This is a genomic window from Francisella opportunistica (genome assembly GCF_003347135.1).
GTDB classification, from domain to species: domain Bacteria; phylum Pseudomonadota; class Gammaproteobacteria; order Francisellales; family Francisellaceae; genus Francisella; species Francisella opportunistica.
In genome coordinates, this window is the sequence record NZ_CP022377.1 from 1,083,569 (window position 1) to 1,103,103 (window position 19,535).

Here is a 19,535-nt window from a genome sequence, read left to right on the forward strand (position 1 = left end):
AAATAATACTAAATATAGTAATTAACAGCTACATTAAATTAATTATTTAACATCTGGCCAATGCCAATTTGGTTTATCTAGTAAACCTTGACCTAGCACTCTGGTTTGACCCAGCTCTTTCTCAAGTTGTATTAAATTACTTTCTGAAGCTTCTTTTAAAGCTGATACTAATCTATTTGCATGAGAAACTACCCATACTTGAGTCTTTTCAGAGGCTTTAACAATAAGTTTTGCTAACGCTGGTAACAGATCAGGATGCAAACTAGTCTCTGGCTCATTTAAGACCATTAATTCAGGAGGTCTAGGCGTTAGAAGCGCAGCAACCCACAATAAATAGCGTAAAGTTCCATCTGAAAGCTCAGAAGCAGATAATGGTCTTAGAAGCCCTTCTTGATATAATTCAACTATAAAGTGACCATTCTCATATTTTTTTATCTCTAGTCTACTTGCTGGAAAAGCATCTTCTATGGCTTCTTCTAATGCCTGTCTATCTCCTATTTCAATAATAGTTTGTAGAGCAGCTGCTAAATCATGTCCATCTTGGCTTAATACAGGTGTACGTGTACCTAGCTGAGGCAATCTTGCAGGAGCTTCTTTATCACTTCTAAAATGATCATAAAATCTCCAACTTCTCACCTTTTCACGTAATTGGATAACTTCTGGAGTTTTATCAATATACATGGCCTGAGTAAATATACTTTCAAACACTGGATTATACTGCTCAATGACTTCCCATTTACGTCCATCTTTGACTTTAACTAAAGGACCGATTCTATCTACTAAAGCGGAAGGAATTCTATATACATCACCTGTCCAGATAGTTTCCCTTTTTATCTCTGCATCAAGTGAGAAAGCTGATGATGACGGTGGTTCAGGATAACCCAAAGATATTGAATAGCCAAATACCTCATCTGCAAAACCTAAACGTAATCTAGGAACTCTTTGTTTCGGTCCTCCTTGTATAGGAACTTCTCTTTTTAACATCTGTTTAGATATTTTCTCAGGACCTGCCCAAAAAGTCGTATTAAGACCTCCCTCTTTAGCTAAAGAATGCGTCACCCCTCCCTGAGCAGTCTCAGCTAAAAGCCTTAGAGCCTTATATAAATTTGACTTACCACTGGCATTTGCTCCTGTGATTATATTAAGATTTTTCAAAGGAATCACTAAGTCAAATAATGAACGATAATGATTTATAGCTAATACTTTAAGCATGTAGAATAATTTTAATTTGAATTTTTATTATGATGATGACATTTACATTTATCTTTATTACCACTGTTTGCAGAAGGTTCTACTAAAGTTACTAATGCGGTCTCAACGTTTTCATATTGATAAGATTTAGAGAATTCCACTCGTTCTATTTGATAATTTGTAGCATTTTTATCATTAAATTCTTTAACATAGTCTTCTATTTCTTTATATTTCTGAATATAGAGTTCTTTCTTATCACCGTTGACTTTTATATCTAAATTAAAGCTAAAATGCTTGCCACTTTCATGTGAGCAAGCCACTGCAAATCCAAAAAATACGCAGAAAACAGTAAAAACAATACTTTTTCTTAACATCTTAGTCTCCCTAAAACTATGGCTGGCTATAAGACCAGAATAATCTATTTGCATCATCCCCTGGGCTAAACTCTACTTGCCTGTTGTCTATATACTCACCATATCTTGAGTTAATAAACTCTCTATCAGGCGGCACATAGGCAGCTCCTTGAGCTCGTTCTTCCTCAACCTCAGGGCCATAATACATAGTATACGGGTTTGCTGGGCGCATATAAGCATAGCTCATAACTACACTTAACAATCCAACTGCTACCAAAATTATTTTTTTCATATCATAATCTCCTTAGAAAGACTTATTAGTCTAACCTCATTATAGCCTGTTTATAAGCTTATATGAAAAAAATTTAACTTTAGAAATCAAATTATTTGTTAAAATTACTCTAAGATTAAGATTAAACTTAGTAAAATCATGCAACAATATAGTGGCAAATATAACAAACGAGCTATTTTATTAGTAAATCTTGGTACTCCAGACAATTATGATGCTAAATCAATCAAAAGATACTTAAGAGAATTTCTATCTGACCGTAGAGTGATAGAAGCTAATCCAATATTATGGAAATTAATCTTAAATCTAATTATCCTCCCAATCCGATCTAAAAAAAATGTTCATACTTATGAAGCAGTCTGGGATAAACAACACAATAAATCTCCGCTATTATTCTATACCGAAAATCTTGCAAAAAAGTTAGATGCTAGATTAGATAGTTATATGGTTAATTGTGCAATGCGCTATGGTAATCCAAGTATCGAAACTAAGATCAAAATTTTACAAGATCAAGGAGCATCTGAGATTATAATATTACCATTATATCCACAATACTCCGCAACTACTACAGCTACAGTTTATGATGAAGTTTATAGAGTTCTAACTAAATTAAGATGGCAACCAACTATTAAAGGTACAAATCCTTATTACGATAATAAATATCATATATCAACCATTAGCCAACAAGTTGACACCCATATTAATGGTTTGAACTATATGCCTGATACAGTTGTTTTTTCTTTTCATGGTTTACCACAACAATATTTTGACAATGGTGACCCTTATTACTGCCATTGTCATAAAACTTACCGCTTAGTTAAAGAGACTCTTCAATATAAATACTCTGATATTGAATTTATATTATCTTTTCAATCGCGTTTTGGTCCTAAAAAATGGCTAGAGCCATATACAAAAGTTAAGCTTGAGGAGCTAGCAAAACAAAATAAAAAAGTTGTTGTCATAGCTCCTGGTTTTAGTGTTGATTGCTTAGAAACTTTGGAGGAATTAGCAATTACAGAAAAACGTAACTTTATTGAAAAAGGTGGCAAAGATTTTAGCCTAATACCGTGTTTAAATGACTCTGATACACATGTTGAAATGCTATATAACATACTAAAAGAGGAAATATGTCTAAAAAAATAGCAATACACTGGTTTCGCCAAGATTTACGCTTAGCTGATAATCCAGCTCTTACTCAATCTAGCCAAGCTGATGAAACTATAACAATATTTATTCAAGATGAAAACCAAGATATTGGTGGTGCTAGTAAACTTTGGCTGCATCACTCTTTAGCTAATCTAAATAAATCTTTGGCTGAAAAAATAAACTTTTACAAAGGAAATCCTCTAGAGATTATAAAAAAACTTGTCAAGGAAAATAATATCACTGATTTCTATTGGAATAGATGCTATGACAAATATAGCATAGATAGAGATACTCAAATTAAACATTTTCTTCAAGCGCAAAATATAAATGTCAGTAGTTTTAATGGCAGTTTGCTTATAGAACCTTGGCAATGCAAAAAAGGTGATGGTAGTCATTATAAAGTCTATACACCTTTTTACAAAGAACTTATTAAAATTAGAAAATATCAACCAAATCTCAAAAAAACTGTTTTTAATAAGCTAGTAAAATTAGCTAGCTCTGCTACTTTAGATTCGCTAAAGCTACTAAAACCAAAACTGACTTGGCAAAACATCATCAAACAATGGCGAGTTGGTGAACAAGCCGCAGCACAGTTACTTGAGCAATTTTTAACTACTAAGATTAAAGCTTATAAGACTGTTCGTGATTATATGAATATAGATGCAACCTCGACTCTATCACCCTATTTACATTTTGGTGAAATATCTCCAAATCAAATCTTCAATGCCGTACAAAATTTAGAGCATATCGGCAAAAATGAAGAGCAATTTATCAAAGAGCTGGTGTGGCGTGATTTTTCATACTATCAGATGTACTATTATCCACAGTTACATGATAAAAATATTAATCAAAAGTTCAATAATTTTGCATGGGACAATAATCTTATTTTACTTAAAAAATGGCAGCAAGGTCAAACTGGAATTCCTATAGTTGATGCAGGTATGCGCCAACTATGGCAAACTGGTTATATGCATAATCGCGTGCGTATGATAGTAGCAAGTTTTCTTATCAAGAACTGTCTAATCCACTGGAAACAAGGTGAAAAATGGTTTTTTGATACTTTGTTTGATGCTGATTTTGCAAGTAACAATGCTAACTGGCAATGGGTAGCTGGCTGTGGCTTAGACGCAGCACCATACTTTAGGATTTTTAATCCCGTACTACAAGCTGAAAAATTTGAAGCTTATGAATATATCCGCAAGTATGTACCTGAATTAAAGCTTTTGCCTAATAAACTAATTGCTAAACCCTGGGAAGTAAGCGAGTTAGTTCTACAAGAAGCTAATATAACCCTTGGTAAAAATTATCCCAAACCAATAGTAGATCTCAAAAAATCTCGCGACAGAGCTTTGCAACTACATAATCAAATACAGTAATTCTAGCTACCTCCTATGAGGTTTCTTTTCTTAAAAAATATCACAAGTTTAAGGAACTTGTTATTAGGCTATATATAGCCTACTAGGAATAAAAATAGTACATTCTTTCATCCTGAATTCGTTTCAGGATCTCAATAAAATCAATACTTATAGTGAAACGCTGAAATAAATTCAGCATGACTTTTTTATATGTAGTTAGCTGTATTTACTAATTAAAGCTTGTTTTAGAATTCTAGTTTAGAAATTATGAAGAGTTTTTTATCAACTTTTTTTATTTGCAGAGCCGCCTTTTTTACCCATTTCAGAAAATGCATTAGAATCGTGTTCTTTTCTGGTCTGAGCTGCTTTCTTAGCTATGCTGCTCTCTTCTTCAGCAGGTTTATTATGTCGCTCTTGAGCTCCTTTTTTACCCATTTCAGAAAATGCATTAGGATCATGCTCTTTTCTGGTTTGAGCTGCTTTCTTAGCTATGCTGCTCTCCTCTTCAGCAGATTTATTATGCCGCTCTTGAGCTCCTTTTTTACCCATTTCAGAAAATGCATTAGGATCATGCTCTTTTCTGGTTTGGGCTGCTTTTTTAGCTATACTGCTCTCCTCTTCAGCTGATTTATTATGTCGCTCTTGAGCCCCTTTTTTACCCATTTCAGAAAATGCGTTAGGATCATGCTCTTTCCTAGTTTGAGCCGCTTCTTTAGCTATGCTGCTCTCCTCTTCAGCAGATTTATTATGTCGCTCTTGAGCCCCTTTTTTACCCATTTCAGAAAATGCATTAGGATCATGCTCTTTTCTGGTTTGAGCTGCTTCTTTAGCTCTATTTGAACTATTTTTCTCATTGTAAGCCATAACCAATCCCCCTTCTCTTGTTTATTGACTTCTTTAAAAAATATAAATCATTTATTAATTTTGATTTATATTTTCAAGGAAAACTCTAACATAGAGAACAATATTTTTATAGTTTCTACAGCAATGTCAATAAACCTTTATGATTAGTGGCTATTATTAAAAATAGTCCTAAATGTCTAATAAAGGTATCTGTGATTTTTAAGCTTTAAAATTTAGATATACTAAAAATAAATTTTTAAATTAATTTATAATTATAAGTATAATTATAAATTAAAGAATTTAACTTTAAACTTTAAGTTAAGTAAATTAATTAAAATGGCTACATGAAATAAGATGTTTTCAGCAGAGAAATAAATAATTTTTATATAAATTTTTTTGTACGACTACAATCAATTATTTAAATCTATATATATTTTTTATTAATTATAAATTTGTAATAATTAAAATATGCTGTATAAAAAGTTTAGATAACATTCTATAACTGTTAGGATGTATATAAAGTATCGTTAAAAAAAGAGGAGATTACACAAATGGTTGTCAAATCTGAAGTGAGTGAAAAGCTTAAAATAACACCCTAAAATGTGGAAGAAAGGAGGAGACTTATGAAAAAAACCAAGTCAAAAAGCATTTCAGGAATAGGAAAATTTGTAATCGTAGCATTAGCTATTAGTCTATTTTCTGCAGGTTATTCAGCTGAAGATGATAGCTCATCTAATTGGGACACTGTTCAAGAAAAAGTAAGTGATGCTGGTGATGCTGTAGCTACTAAAACCAAAAAGGCATACTACAAAACTAAAGATGCTATGAGTGACACTGGTGACGCTGTAGCTACCAAAACTAAGAAAGCGTATTATAAAGCTAAAGATGCTATAAGTGATACTGGTGATGCTGTAGCTACTAAAACTAAGAAAGCATATTATAAAGCTAAAGATGCTATAACACCTGACCCTTCAGAGGAAATCTCTGAAATAAATGATTAGTAGTATTAGATTTAATCTAATGCAAGAAAAGTAAACAATGTATAAACCAATAAGGAAATAAGCTATGAAAGATTTAATATTATCAGCAACTACACTTATAGGTGATGATGTTGTAAATTATGACGGTGAGAATCTAGGAGAAGTAAAAGAGATTATGCTTAATACTAACACCGGTGAAGTTGAATATGTAGTTGTATCATTCGGTGGGTTTCTAGGATTGGGTGATAAATTATTTGCTATTCCTATGACAGCTTTCGAAATTGATACTGCAAACAAACAATTCAAACTTGATAAATCAAAAGAAGAGTTAAAAGAAGCACCTGGATTTGATAAAAATAACTGGCCAGAGACTAATTCGGAATATTGGAAAGACAATCTTATAAGGGAATTTTACAAATAAATAATAAAGATAACTATTTTGCTAAATTTAGCAAAATAAGTACTAAGTACTATAAAGTCAAAAATGGTAAGGAGAGTTTAATATGAAAAAGGCAAAACTAATTCTAGTGAGTATATTATTAGTTGGTGGTTTAGGCTCCAGTTATTCAAATGAAAACAGTAGTACCTCAATGTTAAAAACTGCCAACCATAATGAACAAAATGTAGCCAATTTAGCTTTACCAGCAAGCTACCTTATAGGAGAAAAGGTAGTTAACTACAAAGGTGAAAACTTAGGAAAAGTAAAAGAGATTATGATTAATCCTAATACAGGTAAAGTAGCCTATGTAGTTGTATCTTATGGAGGTTTTTTAGGAATGGGAGATAAGTTATTTGCTTTTCCAATCAAAGCTTTCAACATTGATACGGCAAATGCGCAATTTAAACTTAGAAAATCAAAAGAGGAGTTAGAAGAAGCGCCTGGGTTTGATAAAAACAATTGGCCAGAGACCTCTTCTGATTACTGGAATAAGTAAAAAACTTTAAGCAAGTATTTATTTTATATTTAAAAAAATAATTCGATATCTTATATAAAACTAAGAAAAAAGGAGAAGGAGATTTATGAAAAAAGTTAACCCCAAAAAACTAGCAATCATCTTATTAGTAGTAGGAGGTGTATGCTTAGTGGTGATACTAGCTGTTAGACCATTTTTAAGCAAAGAAGATATCTCATCAAACTGGGACACTGTTAAAGAAAAAGTAAGTGATGCTGGAGATGCTGCAGCTACTAAAACAAAGAAAGCATACTATAAAACCAAAGATGCAATGACACCGGACCCTGCAGATAAATTAACAAAAGCAAATGATGCGCTGTAATAGAAAAAGTTAATTAATAATTTAATTACATGGATAAGGGGAAGCAAATTATGAAAAATTTAGTATTATCAGCAAATACAATAATAGCTGACAATATTGCCAATTATGATAGTGTGAATCTAGAACAAGTAAAAGAGATTATGCTTAATACTAATACTGATAAAGTTGCATATGTAGTTGTATCCTATGGTTTTTTTAGGAATAGGAGATAAGTTATTCGCTTTTGCAATAAAAGCTTTCAACGTTAAAACTCAAATGCACAGTTAAACTTAGAAAATCAAAAGAGGAGTTAAAAGAAGCAACTGAATTTGATAAAAATAATTAGCCTGCTACCTCTTCTGGTTACTGGAATAAGTAAAGCTTTAAGCAATTTTTTACTTAAAAAAATAATCTAAAAGTTTTTATCAAATTGAAGAAAAAGGGGAAAATATGGAAAAGTCAAAAGAAAATATCCAAGAAAATCAGCCCGGCTTAACTTCAGAGATGGTAAATAAGCCTATCCACATTTATGAAAGTTATAAACCAGCTAATAAGCTTAAAAATAAAGTAGCAATTATAACGGGAGGAGATAGTGGCATAGGTAAAGCAATATCTCTTCATTATGTTAAAGAAGGAGCAAAAGTTGCTTTTACTTATCATAAAAGAGAAAAAGAAGACGCTGATAAAACATTAAAAGAACTTCAAGAATTAACTGAAAATACCATGGATATTTTAGCAATTGAGGTTGAACTTAAAAATGATGAAGAATGTAAAGGGTTTGTTGATAAAGTATATAATCATTTTGGAGGCATAGATATATTAGTAAATAATGCTGCCGTTCAGTTTCCAAAAGAGGATGTAACTGATATATCAACTAAACAACTAAAAATTACATTCGAAACAAACTTTTATCATTATGTATACATGATAAAAGCAGCTCTTAAATACATGAAAAAAGGAGCTTGTATTATAAATTCTACTTCTGTAACTGCTTATAAAGGTAGAGCTGATTTAATAGACTATTCATCTACTAAAGGAGCAATTGTGGCACTTACTCGTTCACTAGCTAAGAATATAATAAAAGATGGTATAAGGGTTAATGCTGTTGCTCCAGGACCAGTATGGACGCCTTTAATACCATCTAGTTTTAGTAAAGAAAAAGTGGAGCATTTTGGTGAGAGTTGTTTGTGGGGAGAACCAGCACAACCAGCTGATATAGCTCCGGCATATGTATTTCTTGCTAATAATGTAGAAAGTAACTATTTTATAGGTCAAGTGTTACATCCGAATGGCGGAGAAATAGTAAACGGTTAAGGAGAAATAAGATGCCTTATAACAAGCTAGCTGAATTACCCAAAGGGGTAAAAAATGTGTTACCATATCATGCACAAGAAATATACCAAGCAGCTTTTAACAATGCCTGGGAAGAATACAAAGATAAAAGTAAGAGAAGAACAGATGATGACCTTGAAACTATAGCACATGAAGTAGCTTGGTCAGCTGTCAAAAAAAAATATTATAAAGATGAACAAACAGGAAAATGGTATCAAAAGTAATCATATCAAGTACTTATAAGCAGAATTTCTAGTTTGAGAGCACAATTTATTTACACAAAATGAGTCTGAAACTGTGAATTTCTATCATATACTTCTAGTGTCCTGTTAGAGCCTTATTATCTAAAAGTTTAACAAAAAATTATTACTAATTTATTTAAAGTTTTTTAAAAAAATCAGAATTCTAATTTTATGAAATGCTGGTATTCTTGACCTTTTCTCAACTTTGCTGGATGATTATCATAATTACCATCAAAAGCACCTATATATTGCGGCTCAAAACATATTGCACCATATTGTTTGAGTATTTTACCATTAGAAAGAGTATGACCCCTACTAACATTACAGGTGTAAATCTGCATTGCCGGGTATGAACTTGAAAGTTTTAACTTCCTGCCGCTATTACTATCTTCAAGCTTTACCATGCCATCGACAATATAGCAATGATCAATGCCTCCTTTACGGAAATATTTAGAATCGTGATGTTTTAACTTATCACCAATACATGATTTTTGTCTAAAATCCATTTCTTGAGGCAAATTTTGTATATCTGTTGGTATCAAATTAACATCTACATTGACAAATTGTGTTGCTGGAACTTCAAGCTGGTGATTAACAATTGTTGTCTTATAATCTCCTGATAGATTATAATAGCAATGATTAGTCATATTTAAGATTGTATCTGCTGTAGCTACAGCATTAAAATAGATAACTATAGCATTTTCTAAAAGCTCATAAGTCACGCTTATAGTTACATCGGCTGGGAATTTATCAGTTATAGATCTTTGTGTAGCTGTAAACTTAACCTTGCTAGTATCTATAAGTTCAAAAGCAAACTTCTGATGTGTGATACAATTAAATCCACCATGTAGGGTATGTTTATCTTGATAGTTTTTTTCTAGATAATATGTTTTACCATCAAGTACAATCTTAGCATCCTTGATTCTGCCTGCAACTCTGCCTACAGTCGCACCAAAATACGATGGATTATGATAATATTCTGTTATATCTTGATACTGTAAGACTATATTCTCAAACTTACCGTGTTTATCTTGAGTTTTAAGTGAATAAACAGCTGCACCTAAATCCAAAAGTGTCAGCTCAATATTATCATTTTTTAATGTTATCAAGTTATTGCATTTACCAGCTATACAAACTTCTCTAACACTCATATTATTTCCTTAGCAAAATCTAATATTAACTTAGCTATTTCTGACTTCGATTTATTGTTATATTGTTTATTTCGGTGCTTAGATAATATTGTCACAGAAGAATCATCTTTACCAAAAACATTCGTTGAGTTTGCCACAATCATATTTAGATTCTTCTTGATAAGCTTAGCTTGAGCATATTCAAGTATATTTTGTGATTCAGCAGCAAAACCTATCGCAAAAATTTGTGGATAATGCTGCTTACAATTAGCCAAAATATCAGGGTTTTTTATAAGCTCTAAAGTTAAATTATCAGCTGTTTTTTTAATTTTATTAGTAAATTTATTCTTGATTTTATAATCAGCAACTGCAGCACAACCAATAAAGATATCACTATCTTTTGCTAGTTCTAACATTGCTTGATTCATTTCATCAGCACTTAGAGTTTTAACTATTTTTAGCTGGTTATGATTAATATCAAAATTAATTGAGGTTTTAGCTTTAAGCACAATCACATTTGCGCCTCTAGCAAGGAGTTCTTTAACTAAAGCAAAGCCCATTTTACCTGAGCTATAGTTTGATAAATACCTAACGCCATCTATATCTTCTATAGTTGCCCCTAATGTTATAAGAGCTTTTTTACTTTTGAAGTCTTGTGGTGTAGCTAACAACTTAAAAAGTTCTTCAGGCTCATGCAGTCTACCATCACCACTATCGCCACAAGCTTGAAGACCTTCATCAGGGAATATCAAATTAAATCCTAGAGCTTGAAGTTTTTTGACATTATCTTGAGTTAGTTGGTTTTGCCACATATTTACATTCATAGCTGGAGCAAGATATACCTTAGAGTTATTATTATTAGCAAGGATAGCTTGACTAAGTAAATCATCGGCTAAGCCATGAGCTAGTTTAGCTAGTGTATTTGCTGATGCTGGAATTATGAATATCTTATTTGCCCAGCGTGGTAAATTTATATGTGCCATACTTTGCTGATAACAAAACATCTCTAGTTTTTCATCTGTATAAACATCACAACCTAAAGCTACTAAAAGCTCAGCTTTGATAAATTGTTGCGCACCTTTAGTAATAATAGCCTTACATTGAGTACCGTTTTTTATAAAAAGACGGATTAGATTTACTGTCTTAAAAGCTGACACACTCCCAGTAATTCCAAACAAAATCCTATTTGCCATAAATATTATTCTCTATTTAACTAAAACTTTTTTTCTTTTATAAAAGAAAATAATTAATAAAACCATAATTGCTACAGCAATAGCAAGAATATTAACTCTTTGTCTAAACAGTTCTTCACTAGCAAGCCAAGATGCAAAAATAATTCCAAAGAAAATACTACTTGTCCTACCTAAGGCAAATATCATATTACAAGCTAATGAACGAACCTCTGTCGGAAACTCAGTAGCGGCATATTGAGCCCACATAATATTATAACCACCACCAATTAAACCAATAAATATTCCATATAAGAAGATAAAATTACTCGATATATATCTATAAGCAAAAATACTTATTAAGAATATAATAATATTTATGATGAAAAATAAATTTGGTGACTTGAAATACTGGTTATAAATGCCACTGAGAATGCAACTAATAATATTCCCTGCAAAAAAGCCAAACAAAAATATCTTCACTAAACTAGCAAAATCAATGTCAGAAGCAATAAACTTGACTAAAGCAAACATTACTGTGATTACAAAAAAATAAGGTAATGTAATTAGAAAATTTAATATCAAGGGCTTACTATAGTTTCTAAAAAGAAAAACTATACTCCCAGCATTTTTAAATCTATCTGATGCATACAACTCGATAAAATATGGGGAATCCTCGAGAACTCTTCTAAAGGCATATATACCCAAGCCAGCAAATCCACCAAAAATAAACATCGCCTTATAAGAAAATACACCAAAAAGTGTTGCAACCACACCACCTAAAACACCTAAAATATATAAAAGACTCATGCCCCAAGCAGCTATTTTAGTTGGAAAAAACTCAACGATTAAAACGCTTGAAACCGCAAATTCACTCGCTAAAGCAAGATATGCCAAAAACCTTAATAGCATAAATACATAAATATTATCTACAAAGATACATAATATTGTTGCTACTGAATAAAGTAATATACTATACTTGATAACTGTAATACGCCCAAATTTGTCGGCTAAAATACCAAAAAAAATCGCCCCTACTAATATACCTGTCATCTGAATATTACTTATCAGGTAATATGTTTGTTGAATTTTAGTAGAATCAAATATTCCAAACTGTTGTTTTAATAGATCAACATAAGAAACACTAAATACTGTCAGATCATAAAAATCTATAAAATATCCCAAACAGAGAATAACTAAAATCCACTTTGTATTTTTCATTGTTTGAAAAAAAATTGATAATATTAGAGTTGTATTATAAATAGATAAAAACTTAAAGACTATACATAATAAGCATTAATCAACAATAATATTTTTCTCATTTGCTGTAGATCTACAAAATGCGACATAACGCTTATCTGTAACAAACCAGTAGAATATTGCTCCAACAATTCCATCAGCAATATAGTTTGTTATCGGAGTAACTAAACATACAAAGATTATAAATGGCAATATAAGCATTAAAAGTTTTTTGATACCTATTCTTCTATATTCAATACTTCCATATATAGTCATTAACACTATTAGTATAATACTCATATTAATCTGAGTTTCTACTTGTACGGTATTAAGTAATAAAGTTAAAACCACAAATACAACTAACCCAAATACTCTAGTTCGTGGAGCTAATGCACCCATACTAACAGGAGCAGCCATATAGCCTATAATATGAAAACCTGTCACTACTAACATTAATCCAGCCCAGTTATCAGAGAAGAATAAAAATATTACCGATAAGATAAAGTTAGCAAGTAAAGATCTGCGTGAAATATTAACAATTGGAGTAATTTTAGCAAAATATCTTGGCATCTGTCCTTCTGATGACATTGCATATAACATTCTCGAAGAAGCACCTAAATAAGTATATCCTGTTGCAGATGGACTAATTACACTATCAATAATAAGTAAAAAAGAGATATAGCCAAGCCCTAATAAGGATGCTAATTGTAATAAAGGTGAATCAAAATCTAAGCCAGCCCACCCACCTTTACTTACTAAATACTGGTGTGGCACAGCTTGCATAAATGCATATTGTAAACCAAGATACAAAGCCAATACTAAAATTAAAGCCAATATAATTGCTAATGGTACATTTCTACCCGGATTTTTGACTTCACTTGCATATGCCACAACAGTTTGAAAACCATTAAATGTATAAATCAAACCACCTGCAACTATAGCAGTCAATGCTGATGAGAAGCCAAATTGACTATTATTTGGTATATCAGCCGAAAAGATACTCACATGATCAGAACTATGCATAAGTGCATATGCTATAAATATCAAAACAATAATAACTGGTACAGCCATTTTAAAAGTAGTGATAGCATTATTAACTCCCGCTAGAAGCTTAACTCCATAGAAATTAATTACAAGATATATAAATAATACAAATAAAGAAAATGCTGTACCTGAATTAGTTAAGATACCATCTTGCATCAACCAGCCCATAGATTTCACACCAGAAAGGTATTGAGTAGTTGCTAAAGCTTCAGATGAAATCACTACAACAATGCCAAACCAGTTTGCAAAGGCAAATGGCATCGCAAAAACACTGTTATGCGATATTGCACTAGATCTAGTAGTAGCACCTCGAACTGGATAGATAGATACGACTTTGCCCAAACAAAGTGCAATCATCACAATAATCACTGCAGCAAGAATCCATGCTACAAAAGCCCAATTACCAGCATTCCTAACTGTCATTTGCGCACTAAAGAGCCAGCCAGAACCAACCATTGATGTAATACCAATAAGAATAGCACTAAACAACGACATCTTTTTAACAGATACATTATCACTCATTTTCTTTCCTTATATTAATTTTTAAATTAGATGAAAGTACGGGTATTTATACTTCTGCTTTCATTGTGATTATTTGATAATGACTAACCTTTAAAATTAGTAGAAAGTTAATAACACAAGAATTAAATTATCATCAAGAAAATAAGTTTGCAATATTTTGTTGTTATAAATAGCATTTATAAATATGAGAAGTTGAAACCGTGGCTGTGAATCTCACAATTGAGAAAAAATTTCTAATTTTTAGATATAATTTTAATTAGATAAACTTGTCCTAGAGCTAAAGTTATCTAAGCCCTAGCTCTTGTTAGTTTGTACCTTATTCTTCTAAGCTCATTAAAGAAGCATTACCACCAGAAGCGGTTGTATCAACACTTACAGTTTTTTCAACAACAAACCTGCGTAAGTATAATGGCGAAGCTGTCTCTATAGCTAAGCTTGTACACTTACCATCTTTAGCCACACTCTCAGCAACAAAAGGTATAATCGCCCCTCTACGCAATGCTAAAGCCTGATGAACCTGTTTAACCGCAGAGACACTACCAGAGAAGGCAACTAGTGCAACTTTACTATTAAATAATAATGCCGATGTTATCTCTTCATCATCTGATAAAACTAAATGAAGAGCCTTAGGATTCATCCCAGCTTTTAGCATTAATTTAACAATGTTATAAGCAGTTAAGTTACCAGTATATGCTGGTTTAGCTACTACAGTATTACCTGCCAATAAAGCTGCAGTTGTCTGACCAACAAATCTGATGAGTAAATCAGAACTTGAGCACATACTTACTACAACACCACGTCCTTTTAAGCTTAACTCATCAATTTCTCCTGTAGGTCCAGGTAAAAGTTGCGGGTGAGCAAACTCTTTTTTAGCTTGAAGACAGTAGTATGCTACCTGCTGAATAGTTTTATCTATTTGGATATGTGCATCTTCTACTGAAACATTCGACTCTACAACAAGACATGAAGCTATCAGATGACGCTCTTTCTCTAATAGTTCCAAAAACTTCTCAATAATAGCAGCTCTTTGTTCAGCATTAACATGATTCCATAGCTCTGCTTCTTTGCTAGCTATTTCTATAGCGGTATCTACAGTATTTACAGAAGCTATATATTTCTTACCAAGCGTTTTACCATTAGTTGACTTAAGATTAATATATTTATCTTTTTTAGTTCTCTCACCAGCGACAATATTTGTAATAGTATATTTATCTTTGATAAGCTTGTTAGTGTGTTTTTCATCTTCAGCTATTTTTTCAGGATTATAAATCTCTTCAATAGCCCCAACTCCTGATAATTTTTCATTAGCTAAACGGTGCATGTAGTAAGGACCACCAGCTTTAGGACCTGTTCCAGATTTACCTTGTCCACCAAATGGCTGAACACCAACAACAGCTCCAACAATATTTCTATTTACATAAACATTACCAGCTTTGATGTTGTTTTTGACATAATTCATTACTTCATTAATTCTACTATGCACCCCAGCTGTCAGACCATATCCTGTAGCATTAATATCTTTAATAAGCTTATCTAGTTGATTAGCCTTAAAGCGCAATATATGCAAAATTGGACCAAACTGCTCTCTACCTAAGTCAGATATTTTACTTATCTCAAAAGCAGTAGGCATCACGAATGTACCCTTTTGCGTATCTTGATTAGGCTGAACTTGATATATAAGCTTAAACTGGCTTTTTTTCTCTTCAATATAGGCATTTAGATTATCAGCGGCTTCTTTATCAATCACAGGTCCAACATCTGTATCAAGGTATTTAGAATCACCTATTTTGAGCTCTTTCATTGCACCAACTATCATCTTGATATAATTATCAGCAATATCTTCTTGAAGACATAAAATACGCAATGCCGAGCAGCGTTGCCCTGCACTATCAAAAGCTGAACGTATCACATCTGCTGTAACCTGCTCAGGAAGTGATGATGAGTCGACAATCATAGCGTTTTGTCCACCTGTTTCAGCAATAAATGGTACTATTTCACTAGATTTATTTGCTAAAGTCTGATTTATAATAGCCGCAACTTCTGTAGAACCTGTGAAAATCACACCCTTACATACTGGACTTTTAACTAAAGCACTACCAACTGTTGCACCATCACCAGGTGTAAATTGTAAAACATTCTTAGGTAAACCAGCTTTAAATAAAAGCTTGACTGCTTTGTAAGCAATTATTGATGTCTGCTCAGCTGGTTTAGCAACTACCGTGTTACCAGCTGCTAATACAGCGGTAATCTGTCCTAAAAATATTGCTAATGGAAAATTCCAAGGACTAATACATACCATAGCTCCACGACCAGTAAACTCTATCTGCTTAAGATGATCAGATAAAGCTGGTAATTCAATAGCACCATTGAACTCTTTTTTAGCTTGCGCTGCATAATAACGACAAAAATCTACTGCCTCTCTAACCTCATCTATAGCATTAGCTAAAGTCTTACCAGCTTCAATCATTGCTATAGCAATAAAATTGTTAGTATCTCTTTCTAATAAAACAGCAAACTTTTCTAAAATATCTGCCCTTTCTGCTGCAGGTGTATTATTCCAATCATCAAAAGCACTTTGAGCATTTTTTAGCGCTCTTTTAGCAATTTTAGCATCAGCGTTAATTACGCTACCAATAATTTCATTAGTATTTGGATTTATAACATCTTCAGCTATTGTCTTATCAAGCTCAACACCAGAAACTATAGGTTTTGCTTTATATGTATTTTTAAGCGTATATTTTTCTATTTGCTTGTACATATCAGCCAAAACCGCAAAATCATTAGTATTATGACCCTGTGAGTTTAACCTTGGTGCGACTATATCTTTTGGATATGGGATATTAGGATGCTGGCCACAACCATGATCAATAGCTTTCTTAACTGGATCTTCAATTAACTCTTCAATTGGTAAATTCTCATCTACAATTCTATTAACAAAAGAGCTATTAGCACCATTTTCGAGTAGTCTTCTTACTAGATAAGCTAAAAGATGCTTATGCCCACCTACTGGAGCATATATCCTACATGGGATATCTTCATAGCCTTCTTTACCAACAACATTGTCATATAGAGGGTCACCCATACCATGTAAACACTGAAACTCAAAATCTTTATTGCCATTAGCTAACTCAAAAACTACGGCTACAGTTTGAGCATTGTGAGTTGCAAACTGAGGATAAATATATTGATGATTCTCAAAAAGCTGCTTGACACATGCTTGATATGACACATCCGTGTGATACTTACGTGTAAATACTGGATAACCTTCTAAACCTTGCTCTTGAGCATGCTTAATCTCAGCATCCCAATATGCCCCTTTAACTAAACGAATCATAAATCTTCTATTAGTTTTCTTAGCAAGATTTACTAAATAGTCTAATACATAAGGAGCTCTTTTTTGATATGCTTGAACAACAATACCAATCCCATTAAATCCATCCAGGGATGGTTCATGAGCTAGTCTCTCGATTAATTCTAATGATATTTGTAATCTTTCTGTTTCCTCAGCATCGATATTCATACCAACATTATATTCTTTTGCTAATTGAGTAAGCTTAAGCAGCTTTGGATATAACTCTGTATGAACTCTTTGGTGCTTTATAATCTCATAGCGTGGATGTAAAGCAGATAGTTTAATAGAAATCCCTGGATTTTTTTTGATTTCTGTATTTGTTGCATACTTAGCTAATTCATGTATTGCATGGAGATACTGACTATAATAATATTCAGCATCATCCATCGTCATCGCAGCTTCACCAAGCATATCATAAGAATAACTATAGCCTCTTGCTACTTTAAGTTGTGATACTTTGAGAGCTTCTTCAATAGTTTCGCCAAGTACATATTGCTTACCAACGATTTTCATCGCTTGTTTCATTGCTTGACGAATCACAGGCTCACTGGTTTTCTTAAGAAAGTTTTGAAAAACTTTTCTATAAGAGCGATGTGGATCTTTGAGAATTTTACCAGTTAGCATCAAGCTCCATGTTGCTGCATTAACAAATAAATGCTTTTCCATACCAACATGGCTTTTCCATGCAGCACTTGTAAGCTTATCTTTAATAAGTAGGTCAATAGTATATTTATCAGGTACCCTTAACAGTGCCTCAGCCAAACACATCAGCACTATTCCCTCTTCTGAGGATAAATCATACTCAATCATAAAAGCATCAATACCAGATTTTTTGAGTCTACTTTTTCTAACTTTTTCTACCAAACCATAAGCTCTTTCTCTAACTTGTGCTTTTTGAACACTTGACAAATGGACTTTTTCAACAAGCTTTGTCATAGCTTCTTTTTCATCAATAAGCCAATATTTAGATATATTCATTATTTCCTTAGAAATAGGATATTCTCCTGAGTGATTTAATAAGTTATTCATATAACACCTTTTTATCTTACTTTAATTTATTTTGATTAAATTTTTTCTTTTCTTTGATAATTTTGACTATGAGTTGTTGATATCTTTGCGGAGGAGTAACTCCCTTAAAAAGCCAGTCAAACATATCACTATCTTCACTCGTTAAAAACTCAACAAAAAGCTTTTTACCGGCAAGATTCTCCTGCAAATAACAATTATTTAAATATGGCGCTAAAATTATATCAAGCTCTAGCATACCTCTGCGTGCAGAGTACTTTATTTTCTCAACCGAACTAAATATAAGATCATCATTCTTTATTAACATATTTAACAGCCGCATAAATATAAGAATTACATTAGTTTATACTATACGCTTAAGACAACCAATATACTTCTATAAATTATTTGAAAAAATACTCTTTTAATTGACTAAACAATCCGGTATCATTTGCGTTAGAATTTATAGTTTTATTCAAAACACTATTGCTTATCTAAAATAATTTTTTCAAACAAAAATATTATAAGGATTAAAATCTAATGGCTATTAGTCAAAATGTTATAAAAATACTTCAAGATATTGATGAGCTAGATTTATTTAGCAACATCTCAGATGAATGGTCAACTCTTCTTAATGAATCTGATGACGAGATTAAAATCAAAAAATTATATTCTGCTTTAGTTAAAGAAAGTATTCGTCGTGAAACAGCCGAAAGATTAGCTAAAGATGCTAAATCATATTGTGATCTTGTCCAAGAGCAAGCTAAACAAAGAATATCTGATCTAAAGGAAAGTTTAGAAAGCCAAATTACTTTTCTAACTCAACAAATTAAAGATTTAAAAGTTGAATCTGCAAAAAATCTAGACTACTACAGGAATGAGCTAAAAAAAGCTACTCGTAACCTAATTGATAATAGAAGTTAAGATCCATTAACTTTCTCTATGTCTAAAATTTCCACCGATATAAGAAAAAACTTCTTGGTTTCTACACTTTGAGAAAATCGCTCTATTAAAATCGATTTTGATTATCTTTTTTATTTTCAAACTATCACAGGTTGGTATTTTGTACCTTTATCATCTAACTACAGC

At 32.2% G+C, this 19,535-nt stretch carries 20 protein-coding genes; 10 read left to right on the top strand and 10 right to left on the bottom strand.

The annotated features are described in order from the left end of the window. Positions 1-42 precede the first annotated feature (42 nt). Genes CGC45_RS05390 through CGC45_RS05400 form a run of 3 tightly spaced genes read right to left on the bottom strand, consistent with a single transcriptional unit; the run spans position 43 to position 1,836 of the window. Positions 43-1,212 (bottom strand): AAA family ATPase, encoded by a 1,170-nt coding sequence (locus CGC45_RS05390; RefSeq protein WP_071629311.1) that lies wholly within the window; start codon positions 1,210-1,212, stop codon positions 43-45. A gap of 11 nt (positions 1,213-1,223) precedes the next feature. Further along, positions 1,224-1,565 (bottom strand): FPM13 family metalloprotein, encoded by a 342-nt coding sequence (locus CGC45_RS05395; protein WP_071629312.1) that lies wholly within the window; start codon positions 1,563-1,565, stop codon positions 1,224-1,226. Positions 1,566-1,581: 16 nt separating this feature from the next. Then, positions 1,582-1,836, bottom strand: a complete 255-nt coding sequence (locus CGC45_RS05400) for a hypothetical protein (RefSeq protein ID WP_071629313.1) — start codon at positions 1,834-1,836, stop codon at positions 1,582-1,584. A gap of 138 nt (positions 1,837-1,974) precedes the next feature. Between CGC45_RS05400 and hemH the strand changes: the two genes are divergently transcribed. Both hemH and CGC45_RS05410 read left to right on the top strand, forming a co-directional pair. Then, positions 1,975-2,976, top strand: a complete 1,002-nt coding sequence (gene hemH / locus CGC45_RS05405) for a ferrochelatase (protein WP_071629314.1) — start codon at positions 1,975-1,977, stop codon at positions 2,974-2,976. Beyond that, positions 2,961-4,355, top strand: a complete 1,395-nt coding sequence (locus CGC45_RS05410) for a cryptochrome/photolyase family protein (RefSeq protein ID WP_071629315.1) — start codon at positions 2,961-2,963, stop codon at positions 4,353-4,355. The genes hemH and CGC45_RS05410 overlap by 16 nt, the downstream gene beginning before the upstream one ends. Before the next feature lie 261 nt (positions 4,356-4,616). Here CGC45_RS05410 and CGC45_RS05415 read toward each other — a convergent pair whose 3' ends face one another. Then, positions 4,617-5,198 (bottom strand): hypothetical protein, encoded by a 582-nt coding sequence (locus CGC45_RS05415; protein ID WP_071629316.1) that lies wholly within the window; start codon positions 5,196-5,198, stop codon positions 4,617-4,619. A gap of 602 nt (positions 5,199-5,800) precedes the next feature. On the opposite strand from CGC45_RS05415, the gene CGC45_RS09020 reads away from it, so the two are divergent. The 7 genes from CGC45_RS09020 (at position 5,801) to CGC45_RS05450 (ending at position 8,967) form a co-directional block, all read left to right on the top strand. Beyond that, positions 5,801-6,178: a hypothetical protein gene (locus tag CGC45_RS09020; protein ID WP_071629317.1), complete on the top strand. Its 378-nt coding sequence runs from the start codon at positions 5,801-5,803 to the stop codon at positions 6,176-6,178. Positions 6,179-6,242: 64 nt separating this feature from the next. Continuing rightward, positions 6,243-6,578, top strand: a complete 336-nt coding sequence (locus CGC45_RS05425) for a PRC-barrel domain-containing protein (protein WP_071629318.1) — start codon at positions 6,243-6,245, stop codon at positions 6,576-6,578. Positions 6,579-6,660: 82 nt separating this feature from the next. Further along, on the top strand, positions 6,661-7,092 hold the full coding sequence (locus CGC45_RS05430; protein ID WP_084387444.1) for a PRC-barrel domain-containing protein: 432 nt from the start codon (positions 6,661-6,663) through the stop codon (positions 7,090-7,092). A gap of 85 nt (positions 7,093-7,177) precedes the next feature. Next, on the top strand, positions 7,178-7,432 hold the full coding sequence (locus CGC45_RS05435) for a hypothetical protein (RefSeq protein WP_071629319.1): 255 nt from the start codon (positions 7,178-7,180) through the stop codon (positions 7,430-7,432). Positions 7,433-7,482: 50 nt separating this feature from the next. Beyond that, on the top strand, positions 7,483-7,644 hold the full coding sequence (locus CGC45_RS05440) for a hypothetical protein (RefSeq protein WP_232310084.1): 162 nt from the start codon (positions 7,483-7,485) through the stop codon (positions 7,642-7,644). A 217-nt stretch (positions 7,645-7,861) separates the two neighbouring features. After that, entirely contained in the window at positions 7,862-8,725 is an 864-nt protein-coding gene (locus CGC45_RS05445; protein ID WP_071629320.1) for an SDR family oxidoreductase, read from the top strand. An 11-nt stretch (positions 8,726-8,736) separates the two neighbouring features. Continuing rightward, positions 8,737-8,967 carry a ChaB family protein gene (locus tag CGC45_RS05450; RefSeq protein WP_071629321.1) on the top strand — a complete coding sequence of 77 codons (231 nt, stop codon included), beginning with the start codon at positions 8,737-8,739 and terminating at the stop codon, positions 8,965-8,967. Positions 8,968-9,140: 173 nt separating this feature from the next. On the opposite strand, the gene CGC45_RS05455 is transcribed toward CGC45_RS05450, so the two are convergent. The 6 genes from CGC45_RS05455 to CGC45_RS05480 form a co-directional block, all read right to left on the bottom strand. Beyond that, positions 9,141-10,136, bottom strand: a complete 996-nt coding sequence (locus CGC45_RS05455) for an aldose epimerase family protein (RefSeq protein ID WP_071629322.1) — start codon at positions 10,134-10,136, stop codon at positions 9,141-9,143. Then, positions 10,133-11,308 (bottom strand): bifunctional phosphopantothenoylcysteine decarboxylase/phosphopantothenate--cysteine ligase CoaBC, encoded by a 1,176-nt coding sequence (gene coaBC, locus CGC45_RS05460; protein WP_071629323.1) that lies wholly within the window; start codon positions 11,306-11,308, stop codon positions 10,133-10,135. Before coaBC ends, CGC45_RS05455 begins: the two co-directional genes overlap by 4 nt. Before the next feature lie 12 nt (positions 11,309-11,320). Then, entirely contained in the window at positions 11,321-12,505 is a 1,185-nt protein-coding gene (locus CGC45_RS05465) for an MFS transporter (RefSeq protein ID WP_071629324.1), read from the bottom strand. A gap of 75 nt (positions 12,506-12,580) precedes the next feature. Then, complete coding sequence (locus tag CGC45_RS05470; protein ID WP_114702084.1) at positions 12,581-14,089, bottom strand: APC family permease; 1,509 nt, start codon at positions 14,087-14,089, stop codon at positions 12,581-12,583. Positions 14,090-14,405: 316 nt separating this feature from the next. Beyond that, positions 14,406-18,470 (bottom strand): bifunctional proline dehydrogenase/L-glutamate gamma-semialdehyde dehydrogenase PutA, encoded by a 4,065-nt coding sequence (gene putA / locus CGC45_RS05475; protein ID WP_071629326.1) that lies wholly within the window; start codon positions 18,468-18,470, stop codon positions 14,406-14,408. Positions 18,471-18,486: 16 nt separating this feature from the next. Beyond that, complete coding sequence (locus tag CGC45_RS05480) at positions 18,487-18,774, bottom strand: FAD assembly factor SdhE (RefSeq protein ID WP_071629327.1); 288 nt, start codon at positions 18,772-18,774, stop codon at positions 18,487-18,489. A gap of 212 nt (positions 18,775-18,986) precedes the next feature. Between CGC45_RS05480 and CGC45_RS05485 the strand changes: the two genes are divergently transcribed. Then, positions 18,987-19,370 (top strand): kinesin, encoded by a 384-nt coding sequence (locus CGC45_RS05485; protein ID WP_071629328.1) that lies wholly within the window; start codon positions 18,987-18,989, stop codon positions 19,368-19,370. Positions 19,371-19,535 lie beyond the last annotated feature (165 nt).

Excerpts from the sequence above, each read along its gene's own strand:
- CGC45_RS05390 (WP_071629311.1), bottom strand. The coding sequence starts at position 1,212 with ATGCTTAAAGTATTAGCTATAAATCATTATCGTTCATTATTTGACTTA.
- CGC45_RS05395 (WP_071629312.1), bottom strand. The coding sequence starts at position 1,565 with ATGTTAAGAAAAAGTATTGTTTTTACTGTTTTCTGCGTATTTTTTGGA.
- CGC45_RS05400 (WP_071629313.1), bottom strand. The coding sequence starts at position 1,836 with ATGAAAAAAATAATTTTGGTAGCAGTTGGATTGTTAAGTGTAGTTATG.
- hemH (WP_071629314.1), top strand. The coding sequence starts at position 1,975 with ATGCAACAATATAGTGGCAAATATAACAAACGAGCTATTTTATTAGTA.
- CGC45_RS05410 (WP_071629315.1), top strand. The coding sequence starts at position 2,961 with ATGTCTAAAAAAATAGCAATACACTGGTTTCGCCAAGATTTACGCTTA.
- CGC45_RS05415 (WP_071629316.1), bottom strand. The coding sequence starts at position 5,198 with ATGGCTTACAATGAGAAAAATAGTTCAAATAGAGCTAAAGAAGCAGCT.
- CGC45_RS09020 (WP_071629317.1), top strand. The coding sequence starts at position 5,801 with ATGAAAAAAACCAAGTCAAAAAGCATTTCAGGAATAGGAAAATTTGTA.
- CGC45_RS05425 (WP_071629318.1), top strand. The coding sequence starts at position 6,243 with ATGAAAGATTTAATATTATCAGCAACTACACTTATAGGTGATGATGTT.
- CGC45_RS05430 (WP_084387444.1), top strand. The coding sequence starts at position 6,661 with ATGAAAAAGGCAAAACTAATTCTAGTGAGTATATTATTAGTTGGTGGT.
- CGC45_RS05435 (WP_071629319.1), top strand. The coding sequence starts at position 7,178 with ATGAAAAAAGTTAACCCCAAAAAACTAGCAATCATCTTATTAGTAGTA.
- CGC45_RS05440 (WP_232310084.1), top strand. The coding sequence starts at position 7,483 with ATGAAAAATTTAGTATTATCAGCAAATACAATAATAGCTGACAATATT.
- CGC45_RS05445 (WP_071629320.1), top strand. The coding sequence starts at position 7,862 with ATGGAAAAGTCAAAAGAAAATATCCAAGAAAATCAGCCCGGCTTAACT.
- CGC45_RS05450 (WP_071629321.1), top strand. The coding sequence starts at position 8,737 with ATGCCTTATAACAAGCTAGCTGAATTACCCAAAGGGGTAAAAAATGTG.
- CGC45_RS05455 (WP_071629322.1), bottom strand. The coding sequence starts at position 10,136 with ATGAGTGTTAGAGAAGTTTGTATAGCTGGTAAATGCAATAACTTGATA.
- coaBC (WP_071629323.1), bottom strand. The coding sequence starts at position 11,308 with ATGGCAAATAGGATTTTGTTTGGAATTACTGGGAGTGTGTCAGCTTTT.
- CGC45_RS05465 (WP_071629324.1), bottom strand. The coding sequence starts at position 12,505 with ATGAAAAATACAAAGTGGATTTTAGTTATTCTCTGTTTGGGATATTTT.
- CGC45_RS05470 (WP_114702084.1), bottom strand. The coding sequence starts at position 14,089 with ATGAGTGATAATGTATCTGTTAAAAAGATGTCGTTGTTTAGTGCTATT.
- putA (WP_071629326.1), bottom strand. The coding sequence starts at position 18,470 with ATGAATAACTTATTAAATCACTCAGGAGAATATCCTATTTCTAAGGAA.
- CGC45_RS05480 (WP_071629327.1), bottom strand. The coding sequence starts at position 18,774 with ATGTTAATAAAGAATGATGATCTTATATTTAGTTCGGTTGAGAAAATA.
- CGC45_RS05485 (WP_071629328.1), top strand. The coding sequence starts at position 18,987 with ATGGCTATTAGTCAAAATGTTATAAAAATACTTCAAGATATTGATGAG.